General features: G+C 36.2%; 18 protein-coding genes. 8 read left to right on the forward strand and 10 right to left on the reverse strand.

From position 1 onward, the window contains the following. The first annotated feature begins 6 nt into the window (after positions 1–6). Positions 7–129 (forward strand): FeoB-associated Cys-rich membrane protein, encoded by a 123-nt coding sequence (locus OZP07_RS21335; RefSeq protein WP_194642437.1) that lies wholly within the window; start codon positions 7–9, stop codon positions 127–129. A 34-nt stretch (positions 130–163) separates the two neighbouring features. Here OZP07_RS21335 and OZP07_RS21340 read toward each other — a convergent pair whose 3' ends face one another. From OZP07_RS21340 to OZP07_RS21350, 3 genes are read right to left on the reverse strand one after another with little or no spacing between them, the layout of a single operon-like run. Further along, a complete protein-coding gene (locus OZP07_RS21340; RefSeq protein ID WP_194642821.1) occupies positions 164–817 on the reverse strand; it encodes a metal-dependent transcriptional regulator in 654 nt (217 codons plus the stop codon). A gap of 28 nt (positions 818–845) precedes the next feature. After that, positions 846–2,504, reverse strand: a complete 1,659-nt coding sequence (locus OZP07_RS21345) for an AlbA family DNA-binding domain-containing protein (protein WP_281636695.1) — start codon at positions 2,502–2,504, stop codon at positions 846–848. Positions 2,505–2,508: 4 nt separating this feature from the next. Further along, positions 2,509–4,380, reverse strand: a complete 1,872-nt coding sequence (locus OZP07_RS21350; protein WP_281636696.1) for an Nramp family divalent metal transporter — start codon at positions 4,378–4,380, stop codon at positions 2,509–2,511. Positions 4,381–4,470: 90 nt separating this feature from the next. Here OZP07_RS21350 and OZP07_RS21355 point away from each other — a divergent pair, with 90 nt between their 5' ends. The 5 genes from OZP07_RS21355 (at position 4,471) to OZP07_RS21375 (ending at position 10,815) form a co-directional block, all read left to right on the forward strand. Further along, positions 4,471–6,747 (forward strand): TonB-dependent receptor, encoded by a 2,277-nt coding sequence (locus tag OZP07_RS21355; RefSeq protein WP_281636697.1) that lies wholly within the window; start codon positions 4,471–4,473, stop codon positions 6,745–6,747. Next, entirely contained in the window at positions 6,748–7,212 is a 465-nt protein-coding gene (locus OZP07_RS21360) for a thioredoxin family protein (RefSeq protein WP_281636698.1), read from the forward strand. Positions 7,213–7,350: 138 nt separating this feature from the next. Further along, positions 7,351–7,761: a BrxA/BrxB family bacilliredoxin gene (locus tag OZP07_RS21365; protein WP_194642829.1), complete on the forward strand. Its 411-nt coding sequence runs from the start codon at positions 7,351–7,353 to the stop codon at positions 7,759–7,761. Positions 7,762–8,153: 392 nt separating this feature from the next. After that, positions 8,154–9,125, forward strand: a complete 972-nt coding sequence (locus OZP07_RS21370) for a polyphosphate kinase 2 family protein (protein ID WP_281636699.1) — start codon at positions 8,154–8,156, stop codon at positions 9,123–9,125. Continuing rightward, entirely contained in the window at positions 9,118–10,815 is a 1,698-nt protein-coding gene (locus OZP07_RS21375; protein ID WP_281636700.1) for a SulP family inorganic anion transporter, read from the forward strand. Before OZP07_RS21370 ends, OZP07_RS21375 begins: the two co-directional genes overlap by 8 nt. 628 nt (positions 10,816–11,443) lie before the next feature. Here the strand turns inward: OZP07_RS21375 and OZP07_RS21380 are convergent. The 6 genes from OZP07_RS21380 to OZP07_RS21405 form a co-directional block, all read right to left on the reverse strand. After that, on the reverse strand, positions 11,444–12,883 hold the full coding sequence (locus OZP07_RS21380; RefSeq protein ID WP_281636701.1) for a nucleoside recognition domain-containing protein: 1,440 nt from the start codon (positions 12,881–12,883) through the stop codon (positions 11,444–11,446). 326 nt (positions 12,884–13,209) lie between these two features. Next, complete coding sequence (locus tag OZP07_RS21385) at positions 13,210–14,280, reverse strand: winged helix DNA-binding domain-containing protein (RefSeq protein ID WP_281636702.1); 1,071 nt, start codon at positions 14,278–14,280, stop codon at positions 13,210–13,212. Positions 14,281–14,292: 12 nt separating this feature from the next. Continuing rightward, on the reverse strand, positions 14,293–15,006 hold the full coding sequence (locus OZP07_RS21390) for a 3'-5' exonuclease (RefSeq protein WP_281636703.1): 714 nt from the start codon (positions 15,004–15,006) through the stop codon (positions 14,293–14,295). Between the two features lie 98 nt (positions 15,007–15,104). Then, positions 15,105–15,575, reverse strand: a complete 471-nt coding sequence (locus OZP07_RS21395) for a methylated-DNA--[protein]-cysteine S-methyltransferase (protein ID WP_281636704.1) — start codon at positions 15,573–15,575, stop codon at positions 15,105–15,107. 15 nt (positions 15,576–15,590) lie between these two features. Then, the gene (locus OZP07_RS21400) at positions 15,591–16,373 is read right to left on the reverse strand and encodes a hypothetical protein (protein ID WP_281636705.1); all 783 of its coding nucleotides are present in this window, start codon (positions 16,371–16,373) and stop codon (positions 15,591–15,593) included. Between the two features lie 56 nt (positions 16,374–16,429). Then, positions 16,430–17,302, reverse strand: a complete 873-nt coding sequence (locus OZP07_RS21405; RefSeq protein ID WP_281636706.1) for a LysR family transcriptional regulator — start codon at positions 17,300–17,302, stop codon at positions 16,430–16,432. A gap of 90 nt (positions 17,303–17,392) precedes the next feature. Here OZP07_RS21405 and OZP07_RS21410 point away from each other — a divergent pair, with 90 nt between their 5' ends. Together OZP07_RS21410 and OZP07_RS21415 are read left to right on the forward strand one after the other, a co-directional pair. Continuing rightward, positions 17,393–18,016: a class I SAM-dependent methyltransferase gene (locus tag OZP07_RS21410; RefSeq protein WP_281636707.1), complete on the forward strand. Its 624-nt coding sequence runs from the start codon at positions 17,393–17,395 to the stop codon at positions 18,014–18,016. A gap of 11 nt (positions 18,017–18,027) precedes the next feature. Next, positions 18,028–18,735 (forward strand): class I SAM-dependent methyltransferase, encoded by a 708-nt coding sequence (locus OZP07_RS21415; protein ID WP_281636708.1) that lies wholly within the window; start codon positions 18,028–18,030, stop codon positions 18,733–18,735. 78 nt (positions 18,736–18,813) lie between these two features. On the opposite strand, the gene OZP07_RS21420 is transcribed toward OZP07_RS21415, so the two are convergent. Further along, positions 18,814–18,969, reverse strand: coding sequence for a hypothetical protein (locus OZP07_RS21420; RefSeq protein WP_281636709.1), 156 nt, complete (start codon positions 18,967–18,969; stop codon positions 18,814–18,816). Position 18,970 lies beyond the last annotated feature (1 nt).

Raw genomic sequence — 18,970 nt, forward strand, 5'->3', positions numbered from 1 at the left:
AGCATAATGATTCAGGAAATTATAGCCTTTGTTATACTTATCATCGCACTTGCATTTTTAATCCGTAAATTTTTCTTCAAAAAAAAATCGGACAAAAACTGCGGAAATGGTGATTGTGGCTGCAGTTGATTGGGATTCCAATACTTAGAGCCTGTTAAAAAATCTAAAGCATTTTTACAAAGAGATTGCTTGCTATTTTATTCGAAATCACCAGTTCGGTATCATTGATTTTAATTTTCAATGATAAATCAAAGGTTTCCTTGGCAAGAACTTCAATTTTAGTTCCTAATCCTATCTGCTGTTTGTCGAGATATTTCAAGAAATCAGAGGAATTGTCCTTTACCCCTACACATATCCCTGTTTGATTAGACAATAATTCAGACAACAGTTGTTTTTCAATGGCTATAATTCTTCCCTGTGCATCAGGGATTGGGTCACCGTGCGGATCTTCTGTTGGATTTCCCAGAAAATCATCCAGCTTATTGATAAGCTGTTCTGATTTTATATGTTCTAACTGTTCAGCTATGTCATGCACTTCATCCCAGGAAAAATTTAGCTTTTCAACCAAAAAGACTTCCCATAAACGATGTTTCCGCACAATCATTTTGGCCGCAAGCTTTCCATTTTCGGTTAATGAAACTCCTTGGTATTTTTTATAATTCACCAAATCTTTTTCGGCCAGTTTCTTAAGCATATCTGTTACTGAAGAGGCTTTGGTTTCCATCATTTCAGCAATGGCATTGGTACTTACTTCACTATCAAAATTAGCGGTAAGATGGTATATTGATTTTAAGTAATTTTCTTCGGAGAAAGTCATTTTGATTGCTGATTTTATTATGCTTTAATTACAAATTTGCATCTGTTAATTTTTGTTTCATTTTTGGAGTTAAATAATAGCCTCCTGTTTGGTTTGCCTCTCCTTTAAACTCAATAAATCCTGAACCGTTCAACTGTCTTAAATAGCGTTCAATACTTTTTTCGGAAAATGATGTTATTTTAGAATAATCAGGAACCCTTTTGCCCTCATTAGCTATAATTGCAGCAAGAATAGTAGTCAGCCTTTCTGAAAGCGCTTTACCTACAGTTACATCTCGTCTTATAGCTTCGTTTATTACAGTATATATTTTTTTATTTTTATCATTTACTCCCTCAATCTTAGAAATAGTTCCCTCATTTTCTTCGTTTACTCCCTCAATTTTGGAAATAGTTCCCTCATTTTCTTCGTTCACTCCCTCAATTTTGGAAATAGTTCCCTCATTTTCTTCGTTTACTCCCTCAATTTTGGAAATAGTTCCCTCATTTTTTAGATATATCCCCTCAATGTCATCAAAATCTGGCAAAGGCAAAATAGTCTTAAAAATAGTTCCCTCGATAAATTCAGGCTTGATGGATTTTTGGGTATATTTTTCTATCAAAATACTAGTATTCAAAATCCCAGAACCTAATTCATCGACTCTTCCCAGCTGAATGAAAAACTTGGCAATAGCAGGATTTTTTGCAAATGGAGCAAAATTCGTGGCATCAATTACTCCCGATCCATGGGGATTATTGGCATTTTCAAAAGTCATTACACTTTTTTTAATAACTATTAAGCAAGGATGTGCATTCGTATATTCGCGATGCACCAAGACATTAGCTATTACCTCTCGGAATATTTGAGTCCGCAAACTTACTCGCTGATCACCTTTTAAATAAAAACGATCAGGCAAATGTTTTGCAATAAATTCCATTAATAACTCATATGCCTCGATTAAATTTGTCTGCACATACAATCGGTCATCATAACGGTTCAGATCGTTTATTCGTACCAAAGCATCCGTTTTATAATGCGGTACGATTTGCTGAATAACCTCATCCTTACCCAATAACAAAGCAGCAGCCAGAGTATATCCCTCTTCACCTGTTTGAAAATCTTTTTTCCACAAACCAGCTACTTCCAGCATTTGAGTATCTGTTAATACCAGCCAAGGATGATCTGGATTATTACTTCGGATCAGATTACGTATTTTGGGAAATAATGCTTCTTTGAAATTCTCAAACTTCAGATATGGATAGATCGTATTTTCGGTATAATAATTTCGTTTACTATTGTATAATTCGGCAATTCTATTGGGCTGGGTAATTTTGAAATCACCATCATCACTTCGGTCAAAAACTGTATTCCCAGTTTTATGCACCTGAGAACTGGCAGGAACCTGTATATAAATAATACTCTTTCCGTTGAGAACATGTTTTTGCGGATGAAGGATAAAAGGCGGATCAATTTTTTGCGGATTATTGGATAAATTGACTAAATCGGTTATCATTTTATCACAAGCATCATCTGACACACCGGTTATTTCCCCAGCATCATTCACACCCAAAAAAATATTTCCCCCGCTTCGATTAAGCATAGCGCAGATAGTTTCAAACAAATTGGAAGGCAATTCTGCATTAGCTTCCTTGTATTCCAAAGTGCAGTTTTCCCTTTGTTTGAGCAATCTATTTACGCGTTCTAAACTCATACAGTTATTTTTTTACAATCAGCAAAGGTATTACTATTTTATGTCTCAAACGGTCAACAGTGGTTCCAAAAAGCAAATCCTTCACCCCTGTATGTCCATGAGTACCCATAATCAAAATATCAAAAGTTCCTTTATTAACAAGCTTCGGAATAACTTTGGTTGGTTTGCCAAAACCTAACAGCGTTTTTACCTGAAACCCTTTTTCGCGGAACATTGATTTGTATTCGAGCAGTAAGGTTTCGTCTATGGTCGTTTCATGATCGTCAATCTGTTTGCCGTACATCATCGCCCCAACCGATTCAACCACATGAATCAAAGTATATTTTGCATCTTTGCCACCCATCTTGAAAGCATAGTTAAGCGCATTTTCGTCGGCAAAAGAAAAATCAACGGTAATAGCTATATTCTTATTATCCTGAACTGGAAATTCTTCAAATTTCAAATTCATATTATGTGGTGAATGATTTTCGATATTCAGTCTAGCTTTAGAAAAGAAAGGCTTTATGACAATATAAAGCAATAAAATCAAAAAACTAAAAGCCAAAGGAACAACAGTAAACCAAAGAACAGCCGGATTATCTGAGGTTTCCAGCCAGCCTTGAATTTCAGAAAAAACCAATTTGGCATTAAGCGAAACAATTATCACTGCAATTAACCAAGCTGTGATTTGAGTCAGTTTACCAATATGAAATCCCTTCATTTTGGACTTATCACTCACAAAATGAATCAGCGGTATAATCGCAAAGCCCAGCTGAAGACTCAAAATAACCTGACTCAGCACCAAAAGTTTTCCTGTAACGCTTTCACCATAAATCAAAATAACCACTACCGCGGGCACAATCGCAATCAAACGGGTCAAAATACGGCGCACCCAAGGCTGAATTCTTAAATTAAGATAGCCTTCCATAACAATCTGTCCAGCCAATGTTCCCGTAACCGTAGAACTCTGCCCGGCAGCAATCAAGGCAACGGCAAACAAAACAGGTGCCCATTTTGTTCCCAGCAAAGGCTGCAGAAAACGATAAGCATCCTGAATTTCGGCAACTTCATGCATTCCATGTTTGTAAAAAGTGGCTGCAGCCAAAATCAAAATAGCTGCATTTACAAAAAATGCCAGATTCAAAGCGATAGTAGAATCAATGAAATTGTATTTCAAGGCCTGCTTGATTCCTGCATCGGTACGGCTGAATTTTCGGGTCTGTACCAATGACGAATGCAGATACAGATTATGAGGCATTACCGTTGCTCCGATAATACCAATTGCAATATAAAGCGCCGATTCATTTGGCAGCGAAGGAATCAATCCATAAAGCACCTTATCTATTTCGGGCTGGGCAAATACCATTTCGAATATAAATGACAATCCTATAATCATTACCAATGCAATGATAAAAGCTTCCATTTTCCGTATTCCTTTATTAATCAAAAAAAGCAGCAGAAAAGTATCCAGAACTGTAATCAATACTGCCTCTATCAGCGGAATCCCAAATAATAAATTAATCCCGATCGCCATCCCCAAAACTTCTGCCAGATCACAGGCTGCAATGGCAATTTCGGCCAAAAAATAAAGTATATAGTTGATAAAAGAAGAATAGGTTTCCCTGGAGGCTTGTGCCAAATCGCGCTGAGTTACAATTCCGAGACGTGCACTTAAACTTTGCAAAAGCAATGCCATTAAATTGCTCATCAGTAAAACCCACAATAAGGAATATCCAAACTGGCTTCCGCCAGCAATATCGGTCGCCCAGTTACCGGGATCCATGTATCCAACGCTTACCAAATAGGCCGGACCAAAAAAGGCTAATATTTTTTTGAAAACTGTTTTTTTATTCTGGGTTGACACCGATTGGTGTACTTCTTCAAGAGACTTGGACATTTTTAATCATTTAATAAACAAATATATAAAAATAACTTTATATCAATGAAATTATTTTTTTAGCTTTGTCTAAAATTTAATTTTAACAAAATGAAAAAAATATTTTTATTCATCACAACACTTATGCTCTCTTCTTCCTATTCACAGGAAAAGATAGTAATAACAGGAGTGATAATGCATAAAACCAATCCAATTGAAAAAGCTCTCATCGAAATAAACGGAACTCAATACTCAACAGAAACAGACAATCAAGGCATTTATACCTTTCAAAATATTCCAAAAGACGATTATAAAATACAAGTAACTGCCACTGGCTATAAAACACAAAGAAGAAACTTATCGATCAAAATGCAGGAATCCGTCCAGCTTGATTTTCAGCTGCACCCAGATGAAAACGAACTCAACGAAGTCGTAGTTTCAGGAACTTTAAAACCCATAAAAAGACTCGAAAGCGCAGTTCCTGTCGAAGTATTCACTCCAGTTTTCTTCAAGAAAAACCCAACTCCCAGTATTTATGAAGCTTTGCAGAATGTAAACGGAGTCCGGCCACAGCTCAACTGCGGCGTCTGCAATACGGGTGACATCCACATCAACGGACTGGAAGGCCCTTATACTTCGGTAATGATTGATGGAATGCCTATTGTCAGCAGTTTGTCTACAGTTTATGGATTATCCGGAATTCCAAATTCATTGGTCGAAAGAATCGAAATCGTAAAAGGTCCAGCTTCTTCTCTGTATGGAAGTGAAGCTGTTGGCGGATTGATCAACATTATTACCAAAAACCCAAATAATGCTCCGCAGTTTTCTGCCGATGTATTTACAACGACTTGGCTGGAAACCAATGCCGATTTAGGAATGAAATTTAATATTAAAGAAAAAACCTCATCCCTGTTAGGAATCAATTATTACAATTACGGACAGACTATTGACAATGATAACGATGGATTTACCGATGTAACAGCACAGAATAGAATTTCGGTTTTTAACAAATGGAATTTTAGCCGTACGCAGAACAGATTATTTACTGTTGCTGTCCGCGGAATGTATGAAGACCGCTGGGGTGGCGACATACGCTGGGAGAAAAAATACCGCGGCGGTGATGAAATTTACGGCGAAAGTATTTATACCAAACGAGGCGAACTTTTAGGAAGTTATCAATTACCTACAACCGAAAAACTGATGCTTTCTTTTTCGGGAACAATGCATTTTCAGGACAGCCGTTATGGAACGACTTCCTATATTGCGAATCAAAAAATTGGTTTTCTGCAGCTGACTTGGGACAAGAAAATCCAAAATAGTGACTTACTTGCCGGAATCGCTTCACGTTATACTTATTATGATGACAACACAGCGGCGACAGCAGTTTTAAGTGAAAACAATCCCGAAAAAACATGGCTTCCAGGGATTTTTCTTCAGAATGAAATCTCTTTCAGCGAGAAACACAAAATACTGCTTGGCATACGATACGATTACAACTCCATTCATGGAAACATTTTTACCCCGCGCTTTGCTTATAAATTAAAGATTAATGATAACAATATTGTGCGTTTCAATACCGGAACCGGTTTTAGAGTAGTCAATTTGTTTACCGAAGATCACGCCGCCCTCACAGGATCACGCGAGGTGGTAATTACCGAAGATTTAGATCCGGAAAAATCTGTTAATGCCAATTTAAATTACATCAAAAAAATATACTTTCCAAACGGAACATTTTTAGGGATTGAAACCACCGCCTTTTACACTCGTTTCAGCAACAAAATTGTATCGGATTATGAAACCGATCCAAACAAAATCATTTACCATAATATTGACGGATATGCATTGAGCCAGGGAATCAGCTGTAATGCGGACATCAATTTTACCAACGGATTGAAATTCATTTTAGGCGCAACGTATATGGATGTTTCCAATGTAGAAAACGGAATCAAAACAAGGCCTTATTTGACCGAAAATTTCACGGCAACTTGGAGTGTTTCCTATAAAATCAGCCCGATTGATTTGTCCATTGATTACACCGGAAACTGTTACAGCCCAATGAAACTGCCATTATTAAGCGACACTGATCCCAGAAGCCCTGACTCTCCTTGGTACAGCTTACAAAACATACAGTTTACCTATGCCGGCTGGAAAAATTTTGAGTTGTACGCCGGAATCAAAAACCTGCTTAACTTTACTCCTAAGCAAAATAATCCGTTCCTGATTTCCAGAACAGAAGATCCCTTTGATAAAAATGTACAATACGATTCTAACGGAAAAGTATTGGTAACTCCCAATAATCCCTATGGTTTAACATTCGACACTACTTATGTTTACGGCTCGAATCAAGGAATCAGAGGTTTCTTTGGGCTTCGTTATAATTTGTTTTAAATGAAAAAAGTACTTTACATATTATTAATTTTCTTCTGTACAACTCCATCTGGTTTTGCCCAGTTGAAAACCTATACTTTCGAAGAAGCTGAAAAATTATCCAAGGAAAAACCCAAACCAATTGTAGTTTTCATTCATACCTCTTGGTGTAATTACTGCAGAATGATGGAAAACTCCACTTTCAAGAACCCCGAAATCATTCAGCTTTTAAACGAGAATTTCTATTTCATTTCGTTGGATGCCGAAAGCAGAAATGATATTCAGTTCAATGATCATACTTATAAATTCAAGCCAAAAGGTCCGAATACTGGAGTTCACGAACTCGCCACAGCCTTAGCCGAAATCGATTCCCAAGTAGTTTATCCAGCGGTTACTATTCTGCAGGATGATTATTCCGTTGTATTTCAAAAGCACTCTTTTTTGAATGCCAAAGAATTAGTCGCTATTCTGGAAAAGACCAAATAATCCCTTTTTGAAAAAAGTTCTCAAAATCAGCACAAAACATCTTATAAAACTATAACAAAACTTTATAATTCAAACCCCTATCTTGATTTGAAACTTTGTAACTTTGCAGTTCTAAAAGTTAAACTTAAAATAAAAAATATGTATCCAGAAGAAATGGTAAGACCAATGCAGGCTGAATTGACAACTGCTGGTTTTCAAGATTTACATAGTGCTGACGAAGTTAATAATGCAATTAAATCAGAAGGCACCACATTTGTAGTAGTAAATTCTGTTTGTGGCTGTGCAGCAAGAAATGCACGTCCGGGAGCAATTATGAGTTTAGAAGGCTCAAAAAAACCAGATCATTTAATCACCGTTTTTGCTGGTGTTGATAAAGATGCAGTAAATGCAGCAAGAGAGCACATGTTCCCTTTTCCTCCATCATCTCCAAGTATTGCTTTGTTCAAAAATGGTGAATTGGTTCACATGCTGGAGCGTCACCATATTGAAGGACGTCCTGCAGAAACTATTGCAGAAAACTTAAAAGATGCTTTCAACGAATTCTGCTAAGCATAAATAAATTATACTATTTAAAAAATCCGGCAATTGCTGGATTTTTTTGTTTCGTTTCCATACCTATCAGGACTATGCAAAATGAGTTTCCAAATACAGTTTCTTGTAATCACTTTTTAGAATTAATACAAAGTGTTCGCAGCTGCCCTTTGATTACCCAGCATACAAAAAATTATCGCAGATTAAAAACACTATTGACAAATCGCATTTAATCAGTTGAATTTCTTAAGGCTCTGCCTCGGAGTAATTCATTATTAAAAACAATACCTGTAATTATTTTTTCATTAAATTAGTTCATTAATAATTCATTAATTTTTTTGGTACAAAAAAGATTCTTTTCTTTTTACAGACAACTAACAGCCTTTTCAGTAATATTAAATTTCGGGATTATGTCAAAATCGAATAAAAAAGAACCAAATGACTTTGAAGAAAATCTAATTGACCTTAACTCTTTGAGTAAAAAAGAATTAATACAGCGGGCAAAAAAATTCTCCAAGCAGTATTGTGTAGGCGATGGTGACAATTTCAAATTAAAAGATTATGAAACCAAAGCCAGTTTCAATCTGGGAGAAGAAGGAAAACCATTGGTAAACCAAACCCTGCAAATGGGAGTTGATGCTTTGGCAGCCATGCAGGAAGTGCTGTATGCCCAAGACAAATGGTCTTTGCTTCTTGTTTTTCAGGCAATGGATGCCGCGGGCAAAGACGGGGCCATCAAGCATGTAATGTCTGGGGTGAATCCGCAGGGATGTCAGGTTTTTTCTTTTAAAGCGCCGAGTTCCGAGGATTTGGATCATGATTTTTTATGGCGGTGCCAAAAACATTTGCCGGAACGAGGCCGCATCGGGATATTCAACCGTTCGTATTATGAGGAAGTACTTGTAGTACGCGTACATGAACAAATTTTGAAAAGCCAAAAAATCCCCGAAAAGCTGGTCACCAAAGATATTTGGGACGAACGCTTCCAAGACATTCGAAACTTCGAAAAATACCTGACCAGAAACGGAACAATAGTTCTAAAATTTTTTCTGAATGTTTCCAAAAAAGAACAGAAAAAAAGATTTATAGAACGAGTAGACGATCCGGACAAAAATTGGAAATTCAGTGCCTCCGATGCCAAAGAAAGAGGCTATTGGGACGATTATATGCACGCTTATCAGGAACTGATAAAAAACACTTCGACTAAAAAATCTCCATGGTATGTAATCCCTGCCGACAACAAATCCTATGCCCGTATTGCAATAGCGTCGGCAATTATCACAGCACTGGAAGAAATGGATTTGGAATACCCAAAAGTTAGTGCAGAAAAAATAGCCGAATTGAATGCCGTTAAGCAAGCATTATTGGACGAGAATGACTAGTATAGCCTCAAAACTTTTTCCTCCGGCGGTCTGGATTAAAGAATATAATGCCAAAATTCTAAAAAGCGATTTTATTTCTGGAATCACGCTTGCCGCATATGGTATTCCTGTGTCACTTGCCTATGCCACACTCGCGGGACTACCTCCGCAATATGGAATTTATGGTTACCTCATAGGCGGTTTATTTTATGCCCTGCTGGGAACCAGCAGACAGCTTGCTATTGGGCCAACATCGGCAATTTCATTATTGATTGGCACAACCATAGCCAAGATGGCACAAGGAGATATGCAGCGATGGGCTGATATTGCTTCGCTCACCGCGCTCGTATTTGCAGTAATGGCAATAGCCGCATATCTGGTGCGGCTGAGCGGTATCATCAATTTCATAAGCGAAACTGTTTTGGTTGGTTTCAAAGCCGGAGTAGCCATAACCATTGGTCTGACACAGCTCCCAAAATTATTTGGTGTAAAAGGCGGTGGTGATAATTTTATTGACCGAATAGTCACTCTTTTCAGCCAATTGCCGAACATGAATACTGCTGTCTTTATTTTTGGAATAACTGCAATTATCATTCTTATTCTAAGCGAAAAAATGGCTCCAGGCCGTCCTGTAGCAATTCTGATTGTCATTTTATCCATAATTCTTATTTCTACTACGACATTGGGAATTCATGGATTTAATACTGTTGGTGCCATCCCGACGGGTCTGCCGGAATTTAATGTGCCTACACTTCAAATCAAAGATGTCGATGGTGTACTGCCTCTCGCTATGGCCTGCTTTTTATTGTCTTATATCGAAAGTGTTTCGGCAGCAAGAACATTGGCACAAAAAAACGGATATGTCATCGATCCACGTCAGGAGTTACTGGCACTTGGAATTGCTAATGCAGCTGTTGCCTTTGGACAGGGATATCCTGTTGCCGGCGGATTATCACAGTCGGCAGTAAATGATACTGCTGGTGCCAGAACTCCTTTGTCACTGGTATTTGCTTCAATAACAATTGCGTTCTGTCTGTTGTTTTTAACAGGTTATCTTCAAAATTTGCCAACGGTGATTTTAGCATCTATCGTATTGGCGGCTATTAGAGGCCTTTTTGATTTTAAAGAAATACAGCATCTTTACCGAATAAACAAACAGGAATTTGGCGTAGCGATGATTGCGTTTGTTGGTGTGCTTATTTGGGGAATCCTGACGGGCGTTCTGCTTGCAGCCATAGTAACTTTACTGCTGCTGATAAAAGCAACTTCAAAACCAACAGTAGCTTTTCTTGGCAGAATTCCCGGCACTAAACGCTACACCGATATTGAAAGGCATCCTGACAATGAAAACCTCGAAGGAATACTGATTGTAAGGGTGGAATCATCAATATTCTATTTTAATACCGAATACATCAAGGAATGTATTTGGGAAAAAATCTACAGTGAAGCCAGTACCTTAAAAACAGTAATTTTAGATCTCAATTCTTCTCCCCGCATTGATATTTCGGGAGCCCGATTCTTAAAGAATCTCTTTATGGATTTGAAAACCATGGATATTTCACTAAAAATTGCCGAAGCACGCGCCGAAGTCCGCGACAGTCTTCGCGCTGAGGGCCTAGAAGAGCTTTTGGGACACATCAGCCGTTCAGTTTCGGTGGATGATTTGGTAGTTGTTGCTATGCAAAACAATAATTTGACTGTCCGCAAATAATACGATGTTCTTTTTTTCGCCGCTGATTACAAAGATTCTCACAGATTTCATTACTATTTTTTAAAAAAAATCTTTGTAAATCTTTGTAATCAGTGGCTAATTCGATCTGTTAGGTATTAGTTAATGATAGTCATAAACAATAATACAGCACAGAGAATTGTTAGGCATAATCTACATTGTTTGAATAATGAAAATTAATGTTTCAACGGTTATTCTGGATTCTTCTAAAAAGCACAAATGCTGATTTTTAGCCCCGATCGAAGTGGAAATCCTTTTGTAGAGACGGGTTTGAAACCCGTATCTACAAAAGATTGCAATGGAAAGCGGGAGGAATGTTTATAAAATTACCTAATGTTTCTGCTCCTAAAAAAATTAACGCCTTTAAAATGTTATAAAGCAAAAAAGCTACAGGTTATGTTCAACCTGTAGCTTTTGTTTTTTTAATAATAACAGAAAATTTAACTTAATAAACTAGTAACTAAGAATAAGATAAGTAAGCCTATAGCGATGTATTTTGTGTATTTTGACATTTTTTAATTTTATTAAAGATTTGTAAAGCGTTCAAAAGAATGAAAAATAAATTAATATTCCAAAGAAAATGTATTTATAAATATTCTATTATTTTTAATCAAAAAAACCAGCTGGCGACAAAAATAGCCGTAATCACACAAACCACATCCACCAGAAGCATTGTACCCAAAGCGTAACGGGTATTTTTGATATTTACCGAACCAAAATAAACGGCAATTACATAAAAAGTACTTTCGGCACTGCACTGAAAAATACTGCTCAATCTGCCCGTCATAGAATCGGCGCCAAAAGTATTCATCGAATCAATCAGAAATCCTCTTGAACCTGCTGAACTAAATGGTCTGAGCAAAGCTACCGGCAGGGCATCGGTGATTTCTTTGCTTACACCCATATTCGAAAAAGCAAAAGCAATCCAATCACTGATAATTTCAAATAAACCGCTGTTTCTAAACAGTGAAATCGCTACCAGCATTCCTAAAACATAAGGGAAAATAGTAACTCCGGTTTTAATTCCATTATTTGCTCCTGAAACAAAAGCTTCAAAAACGGTGGTTTTCGCTTCTGTAAATTTCTTCTCTTTTATAAATGAAAAAACCAAAGTAAAAGCAATAATTCCTACTAAGATTAAAGCCGAAAGATTAGAGGTGAAATAGTTTTTTCCGATTAAATCCAAGTGGTTTACATACATCAGCAAACCAACAATTGCAGCGATTAATCCCATCAGTACCACAACCAGAGAAGCGCTTTTGAAATTTATTTTCTGTCTGATTCCAACAATAAGGAAAGCGGCAATTGTACCAATAAACGAAGTGATAATGCAAGGCAGCATCACATCTGCTGGGTTTGTGGCATTTGCAGCCGCGCGGTAACCAATGATAGATGTTGCAATCAGCGTCAGTCCCGAAGCGTGCAGGCACATAAACATAATCTGTGCATCGCTCGCCCGGTCTTTTTCGGGATTTATTTCCTGCAGGCTTTCCATCGCCTTTAATCCAAAAGGCGTTGCGGCGGAGTCCAATCCCAAGAAATTAGCAGCAAAATTCAATGTCATATACGAAATAGACGGATGATCTTTTGGGATACTCGGAAACACTTTTACAAACACTGGACTCAATAATTTTGCCAGTTTCCCGGAAGCGCCAGAAATAATTAAAAGTTCCATCAGTCCGCAGAAGAAGGCCAAATAAGCAATAAGCGGCAGAATCAGATCAAGTAAAGTACTCTTACACGTTGGCAGTAAACCGTCTGATTTTTGAACACCGCTGAAGATTTTTACGGTTTTGTTTTTATAAACGTAAGTAGTATCAGCATTCAGCGTATCACGATTGATAATCATCGTCTGATCCTCCGATTTCTTGATACTGTCTCTGATAAAAGCAGGAACCTGTTCAATATATTTTTCAGAAATTAAAACAGGATCGTCTTTTTTCCCGTTCAAAACATAATCTATGGTATACGTATTGGCAGTAAACAGACTGACAACAATAAAGACAATCGATGAAATAAAAATAACTAACCAGAATCTGCTTAATACCATAACTTATATTTTTTGTAAATGTAATAAATCAATCGCAATGAGAAAGGCAAAAATCAATGGCAATGACAATTGCAAAAATCAATAATAAAACTCAATTATTGAAACTGTCATTGAATTTTGTCATTGATATTATTTTTTAAATCTTATCGTCTATTAAACTCTTCATAAATGAAGATGGATTTAGATAAAAAACTGCTAAAATTAAAAACTGACCACTCAGTCAAAATAATTTTTCTAGAAAACACAGTACTTTGAGTTAGAATATATCTTTTTTGGAAAATAGTGACATTAGTAATTTTTACCTTCTCTTAAAGACCGAAATCAATTTATTCAATACTAATTTTGGTTTCCAGATAATCTTCAAAAGGTTTTACCGCCTCAAAAAGTATTGCTTTTTTTGTGTCATCAATCGGAGAAAAAAACTGTGTTTCGATTTTTACATGATCTTTTTTGAAGGTTCGTTTCCAGTCACCAATCACTTTTCCATTTTCGAGAATAATAGGTTTAAAAATGCCATTGTTAGTAAATGCTTTTGATTGATGTTCCAATGGTATGGAAGCTTCCCTATTTTTGTACGAAATCAAAATCTCATCAAAAGCCGGCAGAAAATGTACGCTCTCACGAAAGTTATCCGCATTCGGAATATTTGTACCAAACCAGTATTTCTGATTATCTATTTCAACCGAATTCAGTTCTGATTCAATTAAATTAATCGCCAGCTTAGCCGTAGTCTGCGAAAAACCTGACCACCACGAAAAATCAAGCAGAGTCGCCGGTCCGTGACTTTCGAAATACCGCTTTGCTAATTTAACTAACGCCTCTTCATTGGTCAAAGCTGATTTGGGTTTTGGAACGCGTTCTTCAAGCAATGCATAGGTGATTTTTTTGCCTTTCATCCTGCCGTTACAAACCAAACCATCCAGTTCTGCATTCATCATAACAATAACGGGAGATAAGTCACCCGAAGCCTTTTGAATATTAAGCTCCTGCATGATTTCATCCCGAGTTAGATGATTATTTCCAGCCAAAAGTTTTTCGATAGCCGAGTTAACCTGATCCAGTTTCTTTTCATCATAGCCGTGCTGTCTGGCCATTGAAGCAAAAAGACGTTTAACCACTGCCCCAGAAATATCGAGCATCCAGTAAATATCATCAGCAGAAACAAAATGCCACGTCGGACGAAGAATGTGTGTCCGTATAATTTTACCTGAATTAACCGCTTCTTCAACTTCTTTTTCAGTCGCGCTTCCTCTTGAACCGACCGCCCATTTTGCCATAGCATAATCCTGAGCCTGTACAGCACCTAAATGACGTACTATATCCTGAGGTGACTTGTCATTTGTTTTTAAAAGATTTTGAGAAGCAAGCCGATAATTTGCAATTTCGCGATGGGTCATTTGAAACAAAAATTACACGTGAATAATTTCCTCTTCGATCAATAAATCCTCTCTTCGAAGGCGGAGAAAGATCTGTGCGACAGCAATTGTGTCCTTTTCGCAGTAAATGACTATTCGGTCAATGTCTTTTTCAACATAAAAAACATGCCCTACCTGACTGCCGTCGATATCACCTTTGGGAGAAGGAATTCCGAGGACTTTACACATTAATTTTAAAGACGTAAAATGTTTGTAATCGCCAAATTTCCACAATTCCAAAGTATCTAAATGCGGAATCTCCCAAGGCTTTTTGCCAAATAAATTCAGCTTATCGGGAATTGGAATCTGATTGATGATCATTCGGCGTGCCAGAAACGGAATATCAAATTCTTTGGCATTATGACCGCACAAAATATGCTGTGGTCCGTTGAAGTGATTATTCAGCAGGTTATTGAAGTCTTTCAAAAGTTTCGGCTCATCGCCAAAAAAAGAAGTTACCCTGAAATTCCGGATATCCCCTTTAATAACAAAAAAACCAACAGAGATACAGATAATCTTTCCAAACTCAGCCCAGATTCCAGCTCGGTCATAGAATTCTTCTGCAGTAAAATCGTCTTTTCGCTGGTATTGGGTTTTTTGTTCGTACAAAACCTGCATTTCGGAATCCAAAGTATTGAAATTTTCAGTTTCCGGTACAGTTTCGATATCTAGAAAAAGGATGTTGTTGAGATTAATTTTTTCGATCATTTTTTAGACTTTCATTAGACAACTTAGATTTGTAGACTAAAATCTGCAATAGTAAAAATCTAAGATAGTCTAATTATCTTATAATCTAAAAGTCTAACCTAAAATAAACTTTGTTGAGTAGTTGGATTTTCGTGCTCCAAAAGCCATTTTTTTCGCCATAATCCGCCGGCATAACCTGTAAGCGAACCGTCAGTTCCAATTACCCTGTGACATGGGACTACAATCCAGAGCGGGTTTTTTCCATTTGCGGAAGCCACGGCACGAATCGCTTTTACGTCTCCTAAAATTTTGGATTGTTCCAGATACGTTCTGGTTTTTCCGTATGGAATTTCCAATAAGGCTTTCCATACTTTTTGTTGGAATTCGGTTCCTTTTGGATTGAGTTTAAAGTCGAAATCTATTCTTTTGCCTTCGAAATAATCGTTGAGTTGAGTAACAGCTTCTTGTAAAACTTTAGGAATTGTTGAAGAAACTGCTCCTTCATCCAAAACAGAAATTTCGGAAACGCCATTTTCGTCGCCTATAATTTTAGCGATTCCTAAAGGAGTTTTTATGTTGACAATTTGCATAAATAAAAATCGTATTTATTTTAAATAATTCCTATACTGATATTCGATTGAGGTAATATTTACTATTTCGTTATCCTTTTTTTCAATTATTTTTACAGGATAGTCATCAGAATTATATTCGTAATCATAGGTAAAATTATCACCTTTTATATTTTCTTCCAAAACATTGTTTCCTTCTGAATTTATTAATTTTAAGTAGGGTTTAGGAAAAATTAGTTCATAGCTATTTTTTTTGGTATCATAGGATTTATAACTATCACTATAAGAATAATCATTTACAAAATAGATTACTTTGACCAAATGCCCTTTTTTGTTATACTTACATTTTCTCGTTTCTAATACTTTTTTATCTTTTACAATTCGGACTTCTTTAAGCTGATTTAATTTATTATAAGTATAATGTTCCTCCGTTTGTATGCCGTTTTCAGTCTCTATTAATTTTGTAATTAAGTCATTAGTATATTCAAAACTAAATGTAAACGCTGAAGCTTCAATATCTTTATATTTAAAATATTCATAATGAATCTCATTCAATTTGTTATCTTGACATTTAACTGTTTCTTTTTCAATCACATCACCAGCTGGTGAAGTTGTTATTATTGAAGTAAGTTGTTTGTTTTGATAATTATACTGAATTATTTCTTCGCTATCAACAACATTCTTTATGTAGTCTTTAGAAATTTTTTTGGAAACTTTAATCTGATTAGTTATTCGTATCGTATCCAAATTAATTTCTTGACTATACCCATAATTGAAAGTCACAAATATTATAATAAGTAGTAGGTTACTTTTTTTCATTATTTTAATATTTTTTGCAACTTTAAATTTGATTTAGGCATAAATGTAGATAAATTTTATGTCAATAAAAAAGCAATTGCCCTTTGACCTATTTCAGAATTTTGATTTTTAGGTGTTGCCAATAAAATATCGGTGAAAAGGTTAATTTTCTTGAGTTCTACAAAACCTAAATCAGGATCATTATAATTTTTAACCACATTTGTAGGCACAATCGAAATGCCCAAACCATTTTTGACTAACTGGATGATCGACGAAATATTATTGGATTCATGCACCACTTTTGGTTCAAAACCATATTGCGCACAAATCTGCAGTAAAACATCATAAAAGTACGGCGCATAATCTTTATTAAAAAACACAAAAGTCGCTTCTTTCAGCTTTTCTAGTTCTTCCTCAGCAGTAATACTATATTTATTGCGGTTAAAAACAATGGAAAAACTGTCCTTAAACCACAATTGAGAGTCAATTTTGGACGAATAAAGAGGCGCCCGGATTATTCCCAAGTCAATTTTCCCGTCTTCCAGAGCTGCAATCTGCTTAACCGTTGGTACTTCGTATAACCGAAAATTGACAAAAGGATATTTTTCGGACAAAAACTGCAGCAGCTTTGAAATATCTCCCGAGAAAGTAGAGCTCACATAGGCAATCCGAAACTCACCGCTTTGATTCTCGCTTATTCTTTTGGTTTGAATGTTGATGCGTTCTATGTTTTTCAATACTTCACGCATTTCTTTTTGGTAGAATTTACCAGCTTCGGTGAGAATGACCCGTTTGTTATTTCGCTCAAAAAGCTGCGCACCGATTTCGTTTTCTAATTCTTTGATCTGCCGGCTCAACGGCGGCTGTGAAATAAATAATTTTTCGGCAGCCCGAACAAAACTGAGTTCTTCGGCTAGTTTCAGGAAATATTTAATATGACGGAGTTCCATAAATACCTATTAAGTATTAATTATTGACAAAATAAGTATTTTTAAGTCATATATAAAAATAATAGGTTTGTAAAACAAAAGAAAACAATCATGGAAGAAATTTGGAAAGACCGATGGAACGAAAGATACAGCAGCGAACAGTTTGCATACGGAAAGGAACCTAATAAATACCTGAAAAATGAATTAGATAAACTAAAATCCGGAACCATTCTTTTTCCAGCTGAAGGAGAAGGGCGCAATGCTGTGTATGCAGCCAAAAAAGGCTGGAACGTTTTTGCATTCGACATCAGTTCGGAGGGAAAAAGGAAAGCATTACAACTTGCCGATTCCAATAATGTAAAAATCAGTTATGAAATTGGCGAATTAGAGACAATGAATTATGAAACAGGTCAATTTGATGCAATAGCTCTTATTTATGCTCATTTTCCTGCGAACATTAAATCACAATATCACAGGATTTTGGATACGTATCTGCGAAAAGACGGTGTTGTAATTTTTGAAGCTTTCAGCAAAAAACATCTGGAATATGTTCAAAAAGATGCGAAAGTTGGCGGTCCAAAAGATATTGAATCGCTATTCTCCATCGAAGAAATACAGTCTGATTTTCCAGATTATGATTTTGAAGAATTGACAGAAATAGAAATTGAACTTAACGAGGGAGAATTTCACAATGGAAAAGGATCGGTAATACGATTTGTGGGACGAAAAAAGTAAAACTTACAGCTATGAAAAAATCAACAGTAAATGAAATCAAGAAGCGATTTGACAACGATGTCGAACGTTTTGCAAATTTAGAAACAGGCCAGGTGGCAACAATGGATGCCCAAATATCATTGGAACTTTTAACCTCAGCGTCAAAAGCAATAAAGCCAAAAGCAGTAAATGTTCTTGATATTGGATGCGGAGCAGGGAATTATACTTTGAAAATGCTTTCGAAAATACCCAATTTGAACTCTGTTTTGATTGATTTAAGCCAAAATATGTTAGACAAGGCACAGGAACGTGTTTTAGCAACAACAACGGGGAAAGTAGAAACAATACAAGGCGATATCCGAGATATAGAATTGCCAAGAAACCATTTTGATATCATTTTGGCTGGAGCCGTTCTGCATCATTTAAGAGAAGACTCCGATTGGGAGTTTGTTTTCCAGAAATTATACAACAGTTTATCGCCTGGAGGCTGTCTGATGATTTCAGATTTGTTAGTTCAGGATCATGAAGGAGTAAACCAAATGGTGTGGGAAAGATATGCTGATTATTTGACACAGCACGGAGGTCAGGAATACCAGCAAAAAGTCTTTGATTACATTGAGATTGAAGATACACCAAGATCAATGACCTATCAATTGGAATTAATGAAGAAAGTCGGTTTTTCAAGCGTAGAAATTTTGCATAAAAATGCCTGTTTTGGTACTTTTGGAGGGATTAAGTAAATAAAAAACAAAATATTTAGATACAAAAAACCCAACCTTCAAAAGGTTGGGGTATATAAATTTAAACAGAGTAATTCATTAATAAATAGGTCTTTGACGATTTAAAATTTTCGCATTAAGTTCATTATTTTGAATTTTTTGTAAAGATATAACCTTGATTTCTCGAGGTTCGCCCATTTTACTTTCTTTAAATTCAATTTTTAATTGTGCTTGAGTAGGTGGAGATTTTTTCATT

The sequence above is a fragment of the Flavobacterium marginilacus genome (assembly GCF_026870155.1).
Classification (GTDB): Bacteria; Bacteroidota; Bacteroidia; order Flavobacteriales; family Flavobacteriaceae; genus Flavobacterium; species Flavobacterium marginilacus.